The sequence below is a fragment of the Buttiauxella sp. genome, from assembly GCF_035271705.1.
GTDB lineage: Bacteria > Pseudomonadota > Gammaproteobacteria > Enterobacterales > Enterobacteriaceae > Buttiauxella.
Genome location: NZ_DATERI010000183.1, coordinates 1 through 16229 on the forward strand (window position 1 = coordinate 1; position 16229 = coordinate 16229).

Consider the following 16229-nt stretch of genomic DNA (forward strand, 5'->3'; position numbering starts at 1 on the left):
GCAGAATCCCGCCGCTGTCCTTGACCTTCACGGTACTGCCCGGTTCGGCGTTACCCGTGACGACGGTGCCTTCGATATTAATTTCGACACCCGTTGGCACGAGAGGGTCGGTGTTGTCCTGGGCGAGTACGCCAGCATTCGGCCCCGGGTTACCCGCCGGATCTGTGGCATTGACCAGCAGCGCTTCGCCGTTAGTTTGTGCGGTTGTCAGGGGGGTGACATCAAATGCTCCGGTGGTATCATCCGCCGTTCCGGTTCCCAGTAACACGCCATTGGCGTCGGTGACGGTGATAAGGCTACCCGGTTCCGCCGTGCCGGTGACATGCAGGCCATCGACGGAAACTTGCAGGCCGGTTGGGGCTGCCGGGGGAGTGGTATCAACCGTCACGGTAAAGGTATCGGATACCGGGCTTTCGTTGCCCAGTGCATCCGTTGCGGTAAATGTGAATTCGTGGCGGCCTTCGCCAAGCGGATCGGTTGGCGTATAGCTCCAGTTACCGGATCCATCGACCTGGATCGTGTCGAGTACGGTGCCATTATCACTGATGGTCAGTATTGAGTCTGGCTCTGCCGTTCCGTTGATTGTCGGTTGGATGTCGTTGGTTGACTGGCCGGATAAAATCGGGATTTGCGTCGTGCCATTATCGTCAACCGCACTGGTGATAAGCGGTGCAACAGGTGCAGTCGAATCAATAGTAAAGGCGAAACCTGCGGAAGGCTGGCTGACGTTACCCGCTTCATCGGTCGCGGTAAGGGTTAAATTATGGCTGCCATTGCCCAGCGGGGTCGTTGGGGTGTAGATCCAGTTACCACTTCCATCAACGCTGATAGTCCCAATCTCAACACCGTTATCTTTTAGGGATAGGGTGGTGTTGGGTTCCGCTAAACCTTTGAGAGACGTAGCTTCATGGTTAGTTTCACGGTTGGCAAGAATGGGCGTTTGCGCAGTGCCGTCATCGTTAAAGACTCCGGTAATTGACGGTAAAACAGGCGCGGTGGCGTCAATTTGCACTTCAAAACCTGGCGATGTTCCGCCCTGGTTGCCTGCCGCATCCGTGGAGCTGGCAGTGAGAATATGGTTTCCATCACTCAGATTTGCACCGGGCGTGAAACTCCATGTTCCATCGGCATTAACCTGTATTGTGCCTAGCAGTATTGTTCCATGATCGAAAATCATCACGGTGCTACCGGCTTCACCGGTGCCATTTAAGGTCGGACGGGCGTCGTTACTCAGTTGACCGTTTGTCAGGTTACCTGTTATTCCCTCAACATCATCTACTACGCTGGTAATAATCGGCGTGGCAGGTGGAAGAGAGTCGAAAGCGGTGAATTGAGCTTCTGCGCTAATGTTTCCGGCTGAGTCAACGGCCACCGCGACCAGGGCTTCGCCTGCGGTTTGCGTCGGAGAAATATTGATGGTGAAAGCGCCGGTAGTGGCATCTGCCGTTCCTTCGCCAAGTTCGTTGCCATTGGCGTCTGTGATAATCACCGTAGAACCCGCTTCGGCGATGCCCGTGACTGTTGCACCGTCAGCTGACACATCCAGATTTTCGGGGGCGGCTGGGCCTTGAGTATCAATCGTGACGGTATAACTGCCGGATTGCTCACTTTCCCCTTTTTCATTCGTGGCGGTGGCAGTGAAATCATGCGTTCCATCAGAAAGGGGAGTGACTGGGGTAAAGCTCCAGTTACCGTTAGCATCCGCGACATCGGTGCCAATTTCTTGTCCATTGTCAAAAATACGAACGATGGAATTCGCTAGCGCGAAGCCTTCAATTGTCGGGGTATTGTCGTTGGTCGATTTCCCGGAAAGCACCAGACCGGTGCTCGGTTCTGTGTCATCGTTGACACTGGTCACCACAGGTTCAACAGGGTCTGGAATAAGCGGCGCGGTGACGGTAGCATCGGGCCCTGTGTTCCCTGCGGGGTCGGTGGCATGCGCCGTGAGTTCCTCGCCACTAATTTGCGGATTTGTGAGCGGAATTGTGAATTTACCCTCGCTGTCAGCGGTGCCGGTTCCGATAACCTGCCCCGAACCGTCGGTAATCGTCACGGTGCTGCCGGGTTCAGCGCTACCAGTTAGGGTTTTGCCATCTGCCGACACACTCAGGTTTGTCGGCGCAGCTGGGGGTGTGGTGTCGCGACCTGATGTGGGAGGATTAGGCGTACCGGAATTGCCACCGCCAGGGTTGTTTCCATCATCATTAGAACTGTCTCCGCCACCTCCGCCGCCACCTGCAGCGAGGGCGATGCCGCCCGCTACGGCCACTCCACCTAAGATCCACGGCCAAATGGCACCACCGTCATGGGATTCTGCACCGGTGGCAGCCATCAACTCATCAATATTGGCGATATGCTCGAAGTGGAAAGCGGAGTCTGTATTCTGTACCCACCACAATGCGCCTTGATCGTCTTCGAGTACCAATTGGTTTCCGCCCTGGTCGGCGAAAGCATAGAAATTTTTGACGGTAATCACTTCACCATCGCGTAGGGTAATAACCAAATCGTTATGAGTGCGAACGAGACTGGCGATATCTGTGCGTTCAGCCTTGAGTTCAACAATTGAAGGAGAATTTAGCGTGACTATGGCAGTTTCTACGTTATTGGTTACGCCAGTCAATTTTGAGATGATTGATATTGAACGCATTTTCATCACTCCATTCTGTATGAACATGGGGGAGGTGTTTAACTGTGCTTTAGTACGAAAATAATCCCTCCAGAATAAAGTGTTAAATTGATCACGGTTATTCGAATGATTTGGAGTGAAAGAATGCCAGCATCAATATATTGATGAATTACGTTATAATTAATATGGTTGTTCGTTTTGAAGAAATTATTTGTATAACTGCAAAATCAAACTTTTGTATGATTTATTTCTACAGATATTAAATATATAGACACAGATTCACAAAAGCGCAAACCAGACGCTTAGCGCCGGGAGGGAAGGGGATACTTCCAGAGGGTGATGAGAGACGTCTGAATTTTATGTATGTGTAACTGATTGAATTGTTTATTATAAATTTTGTTTTATGGAGTGTGTTTATTGTGATGGAAATCACTTTTTATCGGATTTTTCCATTATTTAGTCGGGTTGTTTACACGGAAACACCCCCCTGTGTGAACAAAAATAATACAAAGTGATCTTGGTTGTGCGTGCGCATACATAAATCTATGTGAGTGTGAAAAATAATTAATTTGTTAAAATCACTTGAGGAGTTGTATAGGATTTATGAAAGTGAAATTTGCAGAAAATTCCTAACTAAAATGAGTTAGATTTGATAATGTGCGTTATTAATAAAATATTACGGTGTTTTTTATTTATTGGCCCTTCACAGGAAGGACCAATAAAGATATTGGGGGAATAAGTACTTAACGACCCGCGTGTTTCATAATCCGCGCTTTATCCACTGCCCACTCTTTGTCTTTCAAATCGTTGCGTTTGTCGTGTTGTTTCTTACCTTTCGCGACGCCGATTTTCACTTTGCACCAGGCATTTTTCCAGTACATTGACAGGGCGACAACGGTGTAGCCTTCGCGGTTAATACGCCCGTAAAGGTTATCGAGTTCACGCTGGTTAAGCAGGAGTTTACGGGTACGTGTTGGGTCGCACACTACATGGCTTGAAGCCACGTTTAGTGGGGTAAAGTTGGCGCCAAACAAGAATGCTTCACCATCTATCAGAATGACGTAGCTATCACCGATGTTGGCTTTCCCGGCACGTAGAGATTTAACTTCCCAGCCTTGTAGCACGAGCCCCGCTTCAAACTCATCTTCGATAAAGTATTCATGGCGGGCGCGTTTGTTTTGCGCAATGGTGGCTGAACCTGGTTTGTATGCTTTTTTCTTTGTCATAGTGCTGCTCAGTATTAAGTAATCCAGGAGTTCAAATACACCCCGCTTCGCTGCGAGGATGAAGGCATATCTTAGCACGGGTCTGGGCTAAGAGTTTTTCTTTGCATGGTGATAAATGTTATTATTTGCCGGTTTTGTGACTCTCAGGAAATGCTATGCCTCAGATTACCCGTACTGCGTTAGTGCCTTACAGCGCGGAGCAGATGTATCAATTAGTTAACGATGTGAAATCCTACCCTGATTTTTTACCGGGTTGCACAGGCAGCAGGATCCTTAACGCGTCGCATGATCAGATGACCGCAGCGGTAGATGTTTCCAAAGCGGGGATCAGCAAAACTTTCACTACGCGTAACTCGCTTACCAGCAATCACAGTATTTTGATGCATCTTGTGGATGGGCCATTTAAGTCATTGATGGGCGGCTGGAAGTTTACGCCACTGAGTAGCGATGCATGTCGTATTGAGTTCCAACTCGATTTTGAGTTTACCAATAAACTTATCGAGCTGGCGTTTGGTCGCATCTTCAAGGAGTTGGCGGGTAACATGGTGCAGGCGTTTACCGTTCGCGCCAAAGAGGTCTACAGTGTCGCGTGATATCTTGGTTGAAGTCGTTTACGCACTGCCTGAAAAGCAGTATTTGCTCAAGGTAAGCGTTGCCGAGGGCAGTATTGTTGAACAGGTCATTACCGCGTCAGGCATTCTTGAACTGCGCACGGATATCGATCTGGCGAAGAATAAAGTGGGCATTTTTAGCCGTCCGGTAAAATTAACCGATACGGTAAGTGAGGGTGATCGGGTCGAAATTTATCGCCCACTGATTGCCGATCCGAAAGAGCTCAGACGTCAGCGAGCTGAAAAATCCGCTCAGAAGTAGCCAAAAAAAAGGTGCCTTCCGGCACCTTTTTTGTTGGTTATTCGTTTTCCAGATTCGGCTTGTTGTCGATGTTGGTCAACACACCACCGCTGTTAAAAGTCAGCGTCAGCGTTTGCTGAGTCACTTTTTCATGGCCTGGTTGCTGGCGGAAGACATAGAACCAGGTACTTGAACCGAATGGATCACTCATCATTGGCGTACCCAAAGCATACGCAACTTGCTGTTGAGTCATGCCAGTACGGATCTTTGACACATCGTTCTGTGTCAGGTAGTTCCCCTGGTTAATGTCGGGGCGGTAAACCACTCGCTCCAGAGTGGAACAGCCTGCGGTCAGCATAAGAAGAACCGCTGCGGCAGCAGTCAGCGTTTTAAAGCGCATAGTGATTTGATTCCTTTTCGGGCCCGAGCAGCACATGGCTCATTCATAATATGCCGATGATAATAAACCTTTACGCAGTTTAAAACATTAAGGCGCTTAACTCTGACCCTGGTACGGCAAAAAAGTTGGCTTAAAACCTGCTCAATTAACAATATGCTAGCTGAGTGGTGGTTTTTTGAACGATACGCAGAGCAACTGCCGGCTGCATATCAAATACTCGTCGTTAAGCTGCCAGTAACTCTTTTGCGTTGGCAAGTGTGTTGCGAGTGACTTCGCTGCCACCGAGCAAACGTGCCAATTCTTGCAGGCGTGCGCGTTTATCCAGCGGCTGCATGTGGGTTTCAGTCATCTCACCATCGGTTTCTTTACTGACAAAGAAGTGATGATGCCCACAACCTGCAACTTGCGGCAAGTGCGTTACGCACATGACCTGAGTGGACTCGCCTAACTGTCGTAATAATTTACCGACTACTGCCGCCGTTGGGCCACTGATCCCGACATCCACTTCATCGAAGATTAGCGCGGGGGTTTCCATCTTGCGTGCGGTAATGACCTGAATGGCCAGGGCAATACGGGAAAGCTCACCCCCGGAGGCCACTTTTGCCAACGGCTGTAATGGTTGCCCTGGGTTGGTACTGACGCGGAAATCGATACGGTCGGCCCCTTCAGCGGTCAGATGATTTTCGTTAAATTCAACATCAATGGCCAGCTTACCGTGTGGCATAGACAACGAGTGCATACTTGCAGTAATCAATTCGCAAAGCTCTGCTGCATAATGCGCGCGGCGCTGATGCAACTCGTGTGCAATGCTCAGTGCTTGTTGGTGATGGAGTGTTACCGCCTGCATTAATTCGTCTTGAGAACTGGCCTGGTCATCAAGCTGCTGCAGTTCTTCTAAGAGCTGTTGATGGAACAATGGCACTTCTTCCGGCGAAATGTGGTGTTTACGCGCTAACGAGATTTGCCTGGATATACGCTGTTCCAGTTCATATAAACGATTAGGGTCGAGATCCAGACGGTCACAATAATGGCGCAGTTCATCGCTGGCTTCTGAAATCTGAATCGTGGCCTCTTCCAGCATGGTTAAAACACCTGAAAGTTTGCTATCCATCCCGACCAGTTCTTCCATTAAATGACGTGCGGTATACAGCTGGCTTTGCAGGTTGCTGTCTTCGCCATCAGCAAGGATCGCCAGCGCCTGTTGGCTGACGGAAATTAATTGCCCACTGTTGGCCAGGCGTTTGTACTCTTCATCAATTTGCTCAAACTCACCGGCAATCGGGGAGAACTCATTGAGTTCTTTCAGTTGATACTGAAGGAGTTCAGAGCGAGCTGCACGCTCCTGAGCAAGTTGCTGATGCTGCGCCAGAGAGCGACAACTCTGGTGCCATTCACGGTAGCTTTCTGCCATTTTCACCCGCAGAGCAGATTCACCGGCATAACCATCCAACAAGTTTTTTTGATGTTCTGGCTTCAGCAAAAGCTGATGTGCGTGCTGGCCGTGAATTTGAATCAACATCTGGCCGAGGTCGCGCAACTGAGAAAGGGGAACAGCCGTTCCATTGATGAAACCGCGTGAACGTCCATCGCTGCTAATGACGCGGCGTAGCAAACATTCACGCCCATCATCGAGTTGGTTTTCTTCCAGCCAGCGTAGGGCGGCGGGGGTATCTTTTAGTGAGAAGCGGGCGCAGAGGTCGGCACGGGTGGCACCCTGGCGTACCATATCGGCTTCAGCCCGGCCACCGAGACACAACCCTAAGGCATCAATAGCAATAGATTTACCGGCACCTGTTTCACCGGTAATGGCGGTCATGCCGTGGTGAAAATCAATTTCCAGTTCACGAACGATGGCGAAGTTACTGATGGTGAGTTGTGCCAGCATAATTGCTTTCCTGTATGAAAAGACATGACTGTGTTTTCATACAGTATAAACTGGTTTTATATACAGTAAAGAGCCTGGGACACTTTTTAGAACAATTTTTTCGACCAACCGAGTTTTGAGCTCAATGTATTGAAATAGCTGTAATCTTTTGGGTGTATCAGATTGAGATGGTAGTCGCAGCGGCGAATCAAAACGTCCTCACCTTCCTGAATCGGTAGTGCAATCTGGCTGTCACAGCTGATTTCCAGGTCGTTACGCATATGCGAAAAGCGTAGGCGAATGGTGCTGCTACTGTTGATAACCAGTGGGCGCGCAGTCAGCGTGTGGGGGAACATCGGCACCAGCGTAATGGCATCAAGCGATGGAGTCAGAATTGGGCCGCCTGCTGAGAGCGAATAGGCGGTAGAGCCGGTCGGTGTCGAAATTATTAGCCCATCGGAGCGCTGCGAGAAAGCGAAAACCTCATCAATGTAGACTTCGAATTCAATCATGTGCGCCACTTTGCCCGGATGCAGCACGACCTCGTTAATCGCGGTACTGAGACGCGTTGGCGTATCCTGCTGGCAAACCTGGGCTTCGAGCAAGAAACGACGTTCGGCAATGTAGTGCCCTTCGAGCACATCTGCGAGTTGTTGATGTGCGTTGTCTGGGTCAAGGTCGGTAAGAAAACCGAGATTACCACGGTTGATGCCGATGACTTTGATATCATAACGAGCAAGAACGCGGGCAGCACCTAGCATATTGCCGTCACCACCTACAACAACGGCGAGATCGGCCTGTTGGCCTATTTCCGCCAGCGTGCCGGTTTTCACGTTTTTGAGATTCAGTTCTTGAGCAATTTGCTGCTCGACAATGACGTCGTAGCCTTTGGTGCATAGCCAGCGATACAGCATTTCATGCGTGGTGAGGGCTGTAGGATGACGTGGGTGCCCGACGATACCAATGCAGTTGAAATGTTTGTTCATTATGCTGATGGTCCTTATGCGCAGTTATGCAGACGTTTAAGACAATATGTCACGTTCCCTTGAATCCCGGAAACGGATCCCCATAATAAGCGAACCAGCGAGATGAATGCTAAAAACGCGGAGAAATTCATGAGTAGTAAAGATCAGAAAACACCAGACGAGCAAGTCTCGGACGAAATTGCAATGGAAAGCCACGAAGAAGTCGAGGCCGTAGAGGGTGCCGAAGTGGTTGATCCGCGCGATGAACAAATTGCCGACTTAACCGCGCAACTGGAAGAAATTCAGCAGCGCGAGCGTGACAGCGTGTTACGCAACAAAGCGGAAATGGAAAACCTCCGTCGCCGTACTGAGCTCGATATTGAGAAAGCGCACAAGTTCGCTCTGGACAAGTTTGCCAATGAGTTGCTTCCGGTGATAGATAGCCTGGACCGCGCTTTGGAAGTGGCAGACAAGTCCAACACTGATTTAGCCGCCATGATTGAAGGTATCGAATTAACTCAGAAATCGATGCTGGATGTGGTGCGTAAATTTGGTGTGGAAGTGGTTGGCGATACCAATGTGCCGTTCAACCCTGATGTGCATCAGGCGATTGCAATGGTTGAGTCTGACGATGTTGCACCAAACCACGTGCTGATGGTGATGCAAAAGGGTTACACCCTGAATGGCCGCACACTGCGCGCAGCCATGGTTTCTGTGGCTAAAGCTAAAGCGTAATGTGATTTAATCGCTTGAAGTAAAAAGCCAGCCGTAAAGGCTGGCTTTTTTGTGTCTGTCATTCTTCAACACTGACTATTCTTCAACACTTTGGCGAAGTGGCGTCACAGGGGTCACGCGGACTTGCTTAATCATGTTGTCTTGTACATCGAGAATATCGATGTCGTAGTCGCTCAAGCGCACTCGTGTGTCGATGGCCGGGATCTCTTGCAGTTCTTCAAGCAGCATACCGTTTATGGTGCGGGCTTCGTCTTCTGGCAACGTCCAGTTGAAGGCTTTGTTGATTTCACGCACATTGGCGCTGCCCTCAATAATCACTGAACCGTCATTTTGTGGCATCACTTCCTCGGCAAGTGTTGGAGACATTGATGTAGTGAAGTCGCCAACAATCTCTTCAAGAATATCTTCAACCGTTACCAGTCCTTGTATATCACCATATTCGTCAACGACCAGACCGACTTTCTTCTTGTTGCGCTGGAATTTTATGAGCTGAACGCTAAGCGGTGTCCCTTCCGGCACGAAGTAAATTTCATCGGAGGCGCGCAGCAGGGTTTCTTTGGTGAACTCCTGTTTTTCCGTCATCAAACGGTAGGCTTCACGCACTCGTAGCATGCTGATGGCATCGTCCAGCGTATCGCGATACAACACAATACGGCCATGTGGCGAGTGCGTTAGCTGGCGGACAATAGATTTCCAGTCGTCGTTGATATCGATGCCCAGAATTTCGTTGCGTGGCACCATGATGTCGTCGACATTCATTTTTTCGAGATCCAGCACCGACAGCAGCATGTCCTGGTTGCGGCGGGAAATTTTCGAATGTGATTCATGGACAAGGGTGCGCAATTCGTCTTTGTTGAGGGCACTACTGATAACGTGGTCGGTTTTAATCCCAAGCAGGCGCATCAACATACGCGTGATGACATTAAGCAGCCACACCAGTGGCATCATCAGTATTTGCAACGGCCCGAGTAGGATGCTACTTGGAAAGGCGACTTTTTCCGGATACAGCGCCGCAATGGTTTTTGGCAGGACTTCAGCGAACACCAGTACCACGAAGGTGAGGATACCCGTGGCGATTGCGACACCCGCATCACCGTACAAACGCATGCCGACGATGGTGCCAATGGCCGAGGCCAGAATGTTGACCAGGTTATTACCGATGAGTACCAGGCTAATCAGGCGGTCTGGCTTGCGAAGCAGTTTTTCGACCCGTTTAGCGGCACGGTTACCTTGTTTAGCAAGATGACGTAGCCGATAACGGTTAAGCGTCATCATGCCGGTTTCAGAGCCGGAGAAGTACGCTGAAACTACTACCATGATGATCAACGTGATGATCAGAGTAGTAGTTGAGATCTGTTCCAAAAGGGTTTTCCTTTATAAAGACAACATTAGCCAACGAATTGTTGCAAGACTCGGCTACCAAAATAGGCAAGTGTCAGAATCGCTGCACCCGTGACGTTAAACCACACGACACGGCGGCCACGCCAACCCTCATGATAGTGTCCCCACAGTAAAACGATGTAGACGAACCATGCGAGAATCGACAATACCGCTTTGTCGGCATTTTCCAGGCTGAAAAAGTTTTTCAGATAAAACAGGCCGGTGCAAAGGGTTAACGTCAGCAGTACAACGCCGACTTGGGTGATGTGAAACATTTTACGCTCAATGCTCATCAATGGCGGCATTTCAGCGCGGAAAGCCAGTTTTTTATTCTTGAGCTGATAATCAATCCACGCCAACTGCAGTGCATAAAGTGCCGCAATAATGAGCGTCGCGTAGGCAAACAGCGACAAACCAATATGCGCCATCATACCCGGAGTGTCTTCTAGATGAGTGATGAATTCATTGGGCATGAAGGTGGCTAGTGCCAGATTGATGAGAGCGAAAGCGTAAACAATCGGTAACAGTAGCCAGCCGCGATTTCGCGAAGCCACGATAGTCATCACGGTACAAATCATCAAACTGATTAACGAACCGACGTTAAGCAGGCTGAGATTCTGACCGCCGCCGTCGGCAAAAATACGTTCTTCAAGCGCCACACCGTGGCTTATCAACGCGATAACGGCTGATAAAATTGCGAAGCGACGCCACCCGCTGTTCTTTGTCAGCAGACTTGGGATAATCAGCGCGAGGCTGCAGGAATAGGCTACAAGCGCAAGGAATGCGAAAACAGGCATATAAAGTGTCAGTCAATTAGCCAGAGATGGAAAAAAGCAGTATAACGTTACCTGCCGCCTGCTCCAACTCTAACCGTTGAATCAGACCGAAGGCGGCTTCATGTTATATACCCGTCATAGTTCAAGCTATGGGGGTGTTGGCTGCACTCATTTACCCCAGCCACTTACTTAAGTAAGCTCTTGGGGATAAGCTCCCTTGCCGCCTACCCACAACTTGAACTATTTAGGGTATAATCCGCCAAATTCTGTTTGTGTCGCAAGCTGCGGCCCTAAGTTACCACGTTAGGCAAAAGACAATGTTTGATAATTTAACTGACCGTCTGTCGCGCACATTGCGCAATATCAGCGGCCGCGGGCGGCTGACTGAAGAGAATGTAAAAGAAACACTGCGCGAAGTGCGCATGGCGCTTTTGGAAGCGGACGTTGCGCTACCAGTGGTGCGTGACTTTATCAGCCGCGTGAAAGAAAAAGCGGTGGGTCATGAAGTTAACAAAAGCCTGACCCCAGGTCAGGAATTCGTCAAAATCGTTCGCGCCGAATTGGTTGCAGCGATGGGCGAAGAGAACGCGAGCCTGAACCTTGCGGCACAACCGCCAGCCGTTGTGCTGATGGCGGGTCTGCAGGGGGCGGGCAAAACCACAAGCGTAGCGAAATTAGGTAAGTTCCTACGCGAGAAGCACAAAAAGAAAGTGCTGGTGGTTTCTGCCGACGTTTATCGCCCAGCGGCGATCAAACAGTTGGAAACGCTGGCTGAACAAGTCGGTGTTGATTTCTTCCCCTCTGATGTCGGGCAAAAACCTGTCGATATCGTTAATGCTGCGCTGAAAGAAGCGAAGCTGAAGTTCTTTGACGTGCTGCTGGTGGATACCGCCGGTCGCTTGCACGTTGACGAAGCGATGATGGATGAAATCAAACAGGTTCATGCTGCGATTAATCCAGTTGAAACCCTGTTTGTTGTTGATGCCATGACGGGTCAAGATGCGGCAAATACCGCAAAAGCTTTCAACGAAGCGTTGCCATTGACGGGTGTCGTGCTGACGAAAGTGGATGGTGATGCGCGCGGTGGTGCGGCGCTTTCTATTCGTCACATCACCGGCAAGCCAATTAAGTTCCTGGGCGTGGGCGAAAAAACCGAAGCGCTGGAACCTTTCCACCCGGATCGTATTGCTTCCCGTATTTTGGGGATGGGCGATGTTCTATCGCTTATCGAAGATATTGAGAGCAAAGTTGACCGTGCTCAGGCTGAAAAACTGGCCAGCAAGCTGAAGAAGGGCGATGGGTTTGATCTCAATGACTTCCTCGATCAGCTGAAACAAATGAAAAACATGGGCGGTATGGCGAGTATGATGAGTAAATTGCCGGGTATGGGGCAATTACCAGATAACGTTAAGTCGCAAATGGATGACAAAGTCCTGGTGCGTATGGAAGCCATTATTAATTCCATGACGCTCAAAGAGCGCGCGCAGCCAGAGATTATCAAAGGTTCACGCAAACGTCGTATCGCGACGGGTGCGGGTATGCAGGTGCAAGATGTCAACCGTCTGCTTAAGCAGTTCGACGACATGCAGCGCATGATGAAGAAGATGAAGAAAGGCGGAATGGCGAAAATGATGCGTGGCATGAAAGGTATGATGCCACCAGGTTTCCCAGGTCGTTAAGCTCATTTTGATTGCATTTTGCGCCGAAATGAGTAAAATTTTCGGGCTTTTAATATGACACCGGGCTCCCTCCCTCGATGGGGCCCGGTGTTTTATTCACTAAAGAGGATGTTATGGTAACTATTCGTTTAGCACGTCACGGCGCTAAAAAGCGTCCGTTCTACCAGGTTGTTGTTACTGACAGCCGTAATGCACGTAACGGTCGCTTCATTGAGCGCGTTGGTTTCTTCAACCCTATCGCTAGCGAAAAAGACGAGGCTACTCGCCTGGATCTGGATCGCATCGAGCATTGGGTTGGCCAAGGCGCAACCGTTTCTGATCGCGTATCTGCGCTGATCAAAGCAGCAAAAAAAGCAGCTTAATCTGTCACGGTGGTCATGATGAGCAATCAAATCTCCGCAAAGGCACCTGTTAATCCAATCGTATTGGGTAAGATGGGATCCTGCTACGGTATTCGTGGTTGGCTCAGAGTGTTTTCTTCCACCGAAGACGCCGATAGCATTTTTGACTATCAGCCCTGGTTTATCCAGAAGGCGGGTCAGTGGCAGCAAGTACAGCTGGAAAGCTGGAAGCACCACAATCAGGATCTGGTCATCAAACTGAAAGGTGTTGATGATCGGGATGCGGCGAATCTTCTCACTAATTGCGAAATTGTGATTGATTCAACGCAATTGCCTAATCTCGGCGAGGGTGACTACTACTGGAAAGACCTTATGGGTTGCCAGGTAGTGACGACTCAGGGATATCAGCTTGGTAAAGTCATCGACATGATGGAAACCGGCTCAAATGACGTTCTCGTCATTAAGGCAAACCTGAAAGATGCGTTCGGTATCAAGGAGCGGCTGGTTCCGTTCCTCGATGGGCAGGTTATCAAGAAAGTCGATCTCGCTACTCAAACCATTGAAGTAGATTGGGATCCTGGTTTTTAAAACCTCCGGATTAACGGTAAAAGACGGCGTAATGGGGATTGGCTTGTGTTTATTGGTGTAGTTAGCCTGTTTCCAGAGATGTTCCGTGCAATTACCGACTTCGGGGTAACTGGCCGGGCAGTAAAAATGGCCTGCTGAGCATCCAAAGCTGGAGTCCACGTGACTTCACTTATGACCGGCACCGTACCGTGGACGATCGTCCTTACGGCGGCGGACCGGGTATGCTTATGATGGTAAACCCCTTGCGGGAAGCCATCCACGCAGCGAAAGCAGCGGCAGGGGAAGGTGCTAAGGTTATCTATCTTTCACCTCAGGGGCGCAAGCTTGATCAAGCAGGCGTCAGCGAACTGGCAACAAATGAGAAGTTAATTCTGGTTTGTGGTCGGTACGAAGGGGTAGATGAGCGCGTAATCCAAACCGAAATTGATGAAGAATGGTCAATCGGCGATTACGTACTCAGCGGTGGTGAATTACCAGCAATGGTGCTGATTGACTCAGTTTCACGGTTTATTCCGGGCGTTCTGGGGCATCAGGCATCTGCAATCGAAGATTCGTTTGTCGATGGATTGCTGGACTGCCCACACTATACTCGTCCTGAAGTGTTAGAAGGCATGGAGGTTCCGCCAGTTTTACTGTCGGGCAACCATGCGCAGATTCGACGTTGGCGCCTGAAGCAGTCGCTGGGCCGTACCTGGCTTAGAAGACCTGAACTTCTGGAAAACCTGGCTCTGACTGAAGAGCAAGCAAGGTTGCTGGCGGAGTTCCAACGGGAACACGCAAATACAGCAACATAAACATGATGGGATGGCGTAAGCCCCCGAATATCAGTTTACCCAGGATAAGAGACAAAATTATGAGCAACATTATTAAGCAAATTGAACAAGAACAGATGAAACAGGATGTACCTTCATTCCGTCCGGGTGATTCCGTGGAAGTGAAAGTATGGGTCGTTGAAGGTTCTAAAAAACGTCTGCAGGCATTTGAGGGCGTGGTTATCGCAATCCGTAACCGCGGTCTGCACTCTGCATTCACTGTTCGTAAAATTTCCAACGGCGAAGGTGTTGAGCGTGTATTCCAGACTCACTCACCAGTAATTGACAGCATTGCTGTTAAACGTCGTGGTGCCGTTCGTAAAGCTAAACTGTACTACCTGCGTGAGCGTACCGGTAAATCTGCTCGTATCAAAGAGCGTCTTACTGCTAAGTAAGATTTCGCTAACGCGACATCCATATCAAGGGCTGCCATTTGGCAGCCCTTTTTTTTTAACGCATTAATGATTCTTGTAACCCCTCACGGCTGGCTTTTTCCCATAGTGCGCGACGCTCAGCCACATCAGGCAGTGTTTCACAACTGGCAGGGAATGATTTCCCGCTTTGTCCTTGAATGGCTAAGAAATCGGGATCACAAATCCGCTGCTGGCCGTCGGCGTATCCTTTCAACCATTCTTCACGATCAACCTTTTCATCGTTATGCAAATGCGCAATGACTAAATTACTTCTTATTGGCTGCCCAGACATCGCATCATCCCAACCCGCTTGATACCAGTCGGTAGGCGCCGGAGTGGGAGCATGTGTGTAGGGATCAACATAACAAGCAGACAGAAACAGGATCGGAATCAGTACCAGAAAGCGCATAGTGGGAATATCCATTTCAAACGGTATTATCTGAGCATAGAGCGCTTATGGTTTTGTATTACGCTATTTTCACAGTTTGTAGGCCTGAGCAGAAAAGAGCGAGAATATACACCTTCGTACATTTTTGTTTACAGTAAAGAGGTTTTAAAGTGCTTTAAGCGGCAGTTATTTATCATGTGTAATTTATTGTTTACGTATTATGGATTGCATTCTTTACTAAAGCTGGTAAGGTAGTGCCATCCTCACTGAGGAAACGACTATCGCAAACGAGCAAACAGGAAAGCCATCATGCAAAAAGACGCGCTGAACAACGTTCATATTTCTGACGAACAGGTATTAATCACTCCGGATCAACTGAAAGCGGAATTCCCGCTGACTGCTGCTCAAGAAGCGCAGATCGAACAGTCCCGCCAGACGATTTCCGATATTATCGCTGGCCGCGATCCTCGTCTGTTGGTGGTGTGTGGACCTTGCTCGATCCACGACCCTGATACCGCGATTGAATATGCTCGTCGTTTTAAAATTTTGTCTGAACAAGTTAGCGATAGTCTGTACCTCGTGATGCGCGTCTATTTTGAAAAGCCACGTACCACCGTTGGCTGGAAAGGGCTAATCAACGATCCACACATGGATGGCTCGTTTGATGTTGAAGCTGGTTTGAAAATTGCTCGTCATTTGCTGGTTGAATTGGTCAGCATGGGTCTGCCGCTGGCGACGGAAGCGCTTGATCCGAATAGCCCACAATACCTGGGTGATCTGTTTAGCTGGTCCGCAATTGGTGCCCGTACTACTGAATCCCAGACCCACCGTGAAATGGCATCTGGTTTGTCTATGCCAGTTGGTTTTAAAAATGGTACTGATGGCAGCCTGGGTACGGCGATTAATGCGATGCGTGCCGCATCTATGCCGCATCGTTTCGTTGGTATCAACCAGGCAGGCCAGGTCTGCTTGCTGCAAACTCAGGGTAACCCAGATGGTCACGTGATTTTACGTGGCGGAAAAGCACCAAACTACAGCCCGGCAGACGTTGCACAGTGTGAAAAAGAGATGGAACAGGCAGGACTCCGCCCAGCCTTGATGATAGATTGCAGCCATGGCAACTCAAATAAAGACTACCGCCGTCAGCCGGGCGTGGCTGAATCAGCCGTCGCCCAAATTAAAGA

At 49.5% G+C, this 16229-nt stretch carries 16 protein-coding genes and 1 pseudogene; 9 read left to right on the plus strand and 8 right to left on the minus strand.

Annotated elements, in window-relative coordinates:
• The coding region (locus tag VJY99_RS16635) for an Ig-like domain-containing protein (protein ID WP_324120449.1) at positions 1-2647 on the minus strand (2647 nt) is incomplete at its 3' end.
• Positions 2648-3369: 722 nt separating this feature from the next.
• The gene (gene smpB / locus VJY99_RS16640; RefSeq protein WP_324120451.1) at positions 3370-3852 is read right to left on the minus strand and encodes an SsrA-binding protein SmpB; all 483 of its coding nucleotides are present in this window, start codon (positions 3850-3852) and stop codon (positions 3370-3372) included.
• A 155-nt stretch (positions 3853-4007) separates the two neighbouring features.
• Between smpB and VJY99_RS16645 the strand changes: the two genes are divergently transcribed.
• Positions 4008-4445, plus strand: coding sequence for a type II toxin-antitoxin system RatA family toxin (locus tag VJY99_RS16645; protein ID WP_324120453.1), 438 nt, complete (start codon positions 4008-4010; stop codon positions 4443-4445).
• Positions 4435-4725 (plus strand): RnfH family protein, encoded by a 291-nt coding sequence (locus tag VJY99_RS16650; protein ID WP_324120455.1) that lies wholly within the window; start codon positions 4435-4437, stop codon positions 4723-4725. The genes VJY99_RS16645 and VJY99_RS16650 overlap by 11 nt, the downstream gene beginning before the upstream one ends.
• 37 nt (positions 4726-4762) lie before the next feature.
• On the opposite strand, the gene bamE is transcribed toward VJY99_RS16650, so the two are convergent.
• The 3 genes from bamE to nadK all read right to left on the minus strand — a co-directional run bounded on the left by bamE (position 4763) and on the right by nadK (position 7954).
• Entirely contained in the window at positions 4763-5104 is a 342-nt protein-coding gene (bamE, locus tag VJY99_RS16655; RefSeq protein WP_324120457.1) for an outer membrane protein assembly factor BamE, read from the minus strand.
• 223 nt (positions 5105-5327) lie between these two features.
• Positions 5328-6989 (minus strand): DNA repair protein RecN, encoded by a 1662-nt coding sequence (gene recN / locus VJY99_RS16660; protein ID WP_324120459.1) that lies wholly within the window; start codon positions 6987-6989, stop codon positions 5328-5330.
• 86 nt (positions 6990-7075) lie between these two features.
• Positions 7076-7954: an NAD(+) kinase gene (nadK, locus tag VJY99_RS16665; protein WP_324120461.1), complete on the minus strand. Its 879-nt coding sequence runs from the start codon at positions 7952-7954 to the stop codon at positions 7076-7078.
• 129 nt (positions 7955-8083) lie between these two features.
• Between nadK and grpE the strand changes: the two genes are divergently transcribed.
• Positions 8084-8668 (plus strand): nucleotide exchange factor GrpE, encoded by a 585-nt coding sequence (gene grpE, locus VJY99_RS16670; protein ID WP_324120463.1) that lies wholly within the window; start codon positions 8084-8086, stop codon positions 8666-8668.
• Positions 8669-8743: 75 nt separating this feature from the next.
• Here the strand turns inward: grpE and VJY99_RS16675 are convergent, their stop codons facing one another.
• Both VJY99_RS16675 and VJY99_RS16680 read right to left on the minus strand, forming a co-directional pair.
• Entirely contained in the window at positions 8744-10030 is a 1287-nt protein-coding gene (locus VJY99_RS16675) for an HlyC/CorC family transporter (RefSeq protein WP_324120465.1), read from the minus strand.
• A gap of 26 nt (positions 10031-10056) precedes the next feature.
• Entirely contained in the window at positions 10057-10845 is a 789-nt protein-coding gene (locus tag VJY99_RS16680; protein WP_324120466.1) for an inner membrane protein YpjD, read from the minus strand.
• A 296-nt stretch (positions 10846-11141) separates the two neighbouring features.
• On the opposite strand from VJY99_RS16680, the gene ffh reads away from it, so the two are divergent.
• The 5 genes and pseudogenes from ffh (at position 11142) to rplS (ending at position 14639) form a co-directional block, all read left to right on the plus strand.
• A complete protein-coding gene (ffh, locus tag VJY99_RS16685; protein ID WP_324120468.1) occupies positions 11142-12503 on the plus strand; it encodes a signal recognition particle protein in 1362 nt (453 codons plus the stop codon).
• A 113-nt stretch (positions 12504-12616) separates the two neighbouring features.
• A complete protein-coding gene (rpsP, locus tag VJY99_RS16690; RefSeq protein WP_064560612.1) occupies positions 12617-12865 on the plus strand; it encodes a 30S ribosomal protein S16 in 249 nt (82 codons plus the stop codon).
• Between the two features lie 18 nt (positions 12866-12883).
• Positions 12884-13432, plus strand: coding sequence for a ribosome maturation factor RimM (gene rimM, locus VJY99_RS16695; RefSeq protein ID WP_324120477.1), 549 nt, complete (start codon positions 12884-12886; stop codon positions 13430-13432).
• Positions 13433-13477: 45 nt separating this feature from the next.
• Positions 13478-14245 (plus strand): annotated as a pseudogene (gene trmD, locus VJY99_RS16700) (tRNA (guanosine(37)-N1)-methyltransferase TrmD).
• 40 nt (positions 14246-14285) lie between these two features.
• Positions 14286-14639 (plus strand): 50S ribosomal protein L19, encoded by a 354-nt coding sequence (gene rplS, locus VJY99_RS16705; protein WP_324120471.1) that lies wholly within the window; start codon positions 14286-14288, stop codon positions 14637-14639.
• Positions 14640-14694: 55 nt separating this feature from the next.
• Here rplS and VJY99_RS16710 read toward each other — a convergent pair whose 3' ends face one another.
• Positions 14695-15066 carry a DUF2799 domain-containing protein gene (locus tag VJY99_RS16710; RefSeq protein ID WP_324120473.1) on the minus strand — a complete coding sequence of 124 codons (372 nt, stop codon included), beginning with the start codon at positions 15064-15066 and terminating at the stop codon, positions 14695-14697.
• 288 nt (positions 15067-15354) lie between these two features.
• Between VJY99_RS16710 and aroF the strand changes: the two genes are divergently transcribed.
• Positions 15355-16229: 3-deoxy-7-phosphoheptulonate synthase AroF (gene aroF, locus VJY99_RS16715; RefSeq protein ID WP_324120475.1), on the plus strand; the 875-nt coding region annotated here is incomplete at its 3' end.

What these genes read in the sequence shown, in the direction of transcription:
- smpB (WP_324120451.1), bottom strand. Translation starts at nt 3,852, where the DNA reads ATGACAAAGAAAAAAGCATACAAACCAGGTTCAGCCACCATTGCGCAA.
- VJY99_RS16645 (WP_324120453.1), top strand. Translation starts at nt 4,008, where the DNA reads ATGCCTCAGATTACCCGTACTGCGTTAGTGCCTTACAGCGCGGAGCAG.
- bamE (WP_324120457.1), bottom strand. Translation starts at nt 5,104, where the DNA reads ATGCGCTTTAAAACGCTGACTGCTGCCGCAGCGGTTCTTCTTATGCTG.
- recN (WP_324120459.1), bottom strand. Translation starts at nt 6,989, where the DNA reads ATGCTGGCACAACTCACCATCAGTAACTTCGCCATCGTTCGTGAACTG.
- nadK (WP_324120461.1), bottom strand. Translation starts at nt 7,954, where the DNA reads ATGAACAAACATTTCAACTGCATTGGTATCGTCGGGCACCCACGTCAT.
- grpE (WP_324120463.1), top strand. Translation starts at nt 8,084, where the DNA reads ATGAGTAGTAAAGATCAGAAAACACCAGACGAGCAAGTCTCGGACGAA.
- VJY99_RS16680 (WP_324120466.1), bottom strand. Translation starts at nt 10,845, where the DNA reads ATGCCTGTTTTCGCATTCCTTGCGCTTGTAGCCTATTCCTGCAGCCTC.
- ffh (WP_324120468.1), top strand. Translation starts at nt 11,142, where the DNA reads ATGTTTGATAATTTAACTGACCGTCTGTCGCGCACATTGCGCAATATC.
- rpsP (WP_064560612.1), top strand. Translation starts at nt 12,617, where the DNA reads ATGGTAACTATTCGTTTAGCACGTCACGGCGCTAAAAAGCGTCCGTTC.
- rimM (WP_324120477.1), top strand. Translation starts at nt 12,884, where the DNA reads ATGAGCAATCAAATCTCCGCAAAGGCACCTGTTAATCCAATCGTATTG.
- rplS (WP_324120471.1), top strand. Translation starts at nt 14,286, where the DNA reads ATGAGCAACATTATTAAGCAAATTGAACAAGAACAGATGAAACAGGAT.
- VJY99_RS16710 (WP_324120473.1), bottom strand. Translation starts at nt 15,066, where the DNA reads ATGCGCTTTCTGGTACTGATTCCGATCCTGTTTCTGTCTGCTTGTTAT.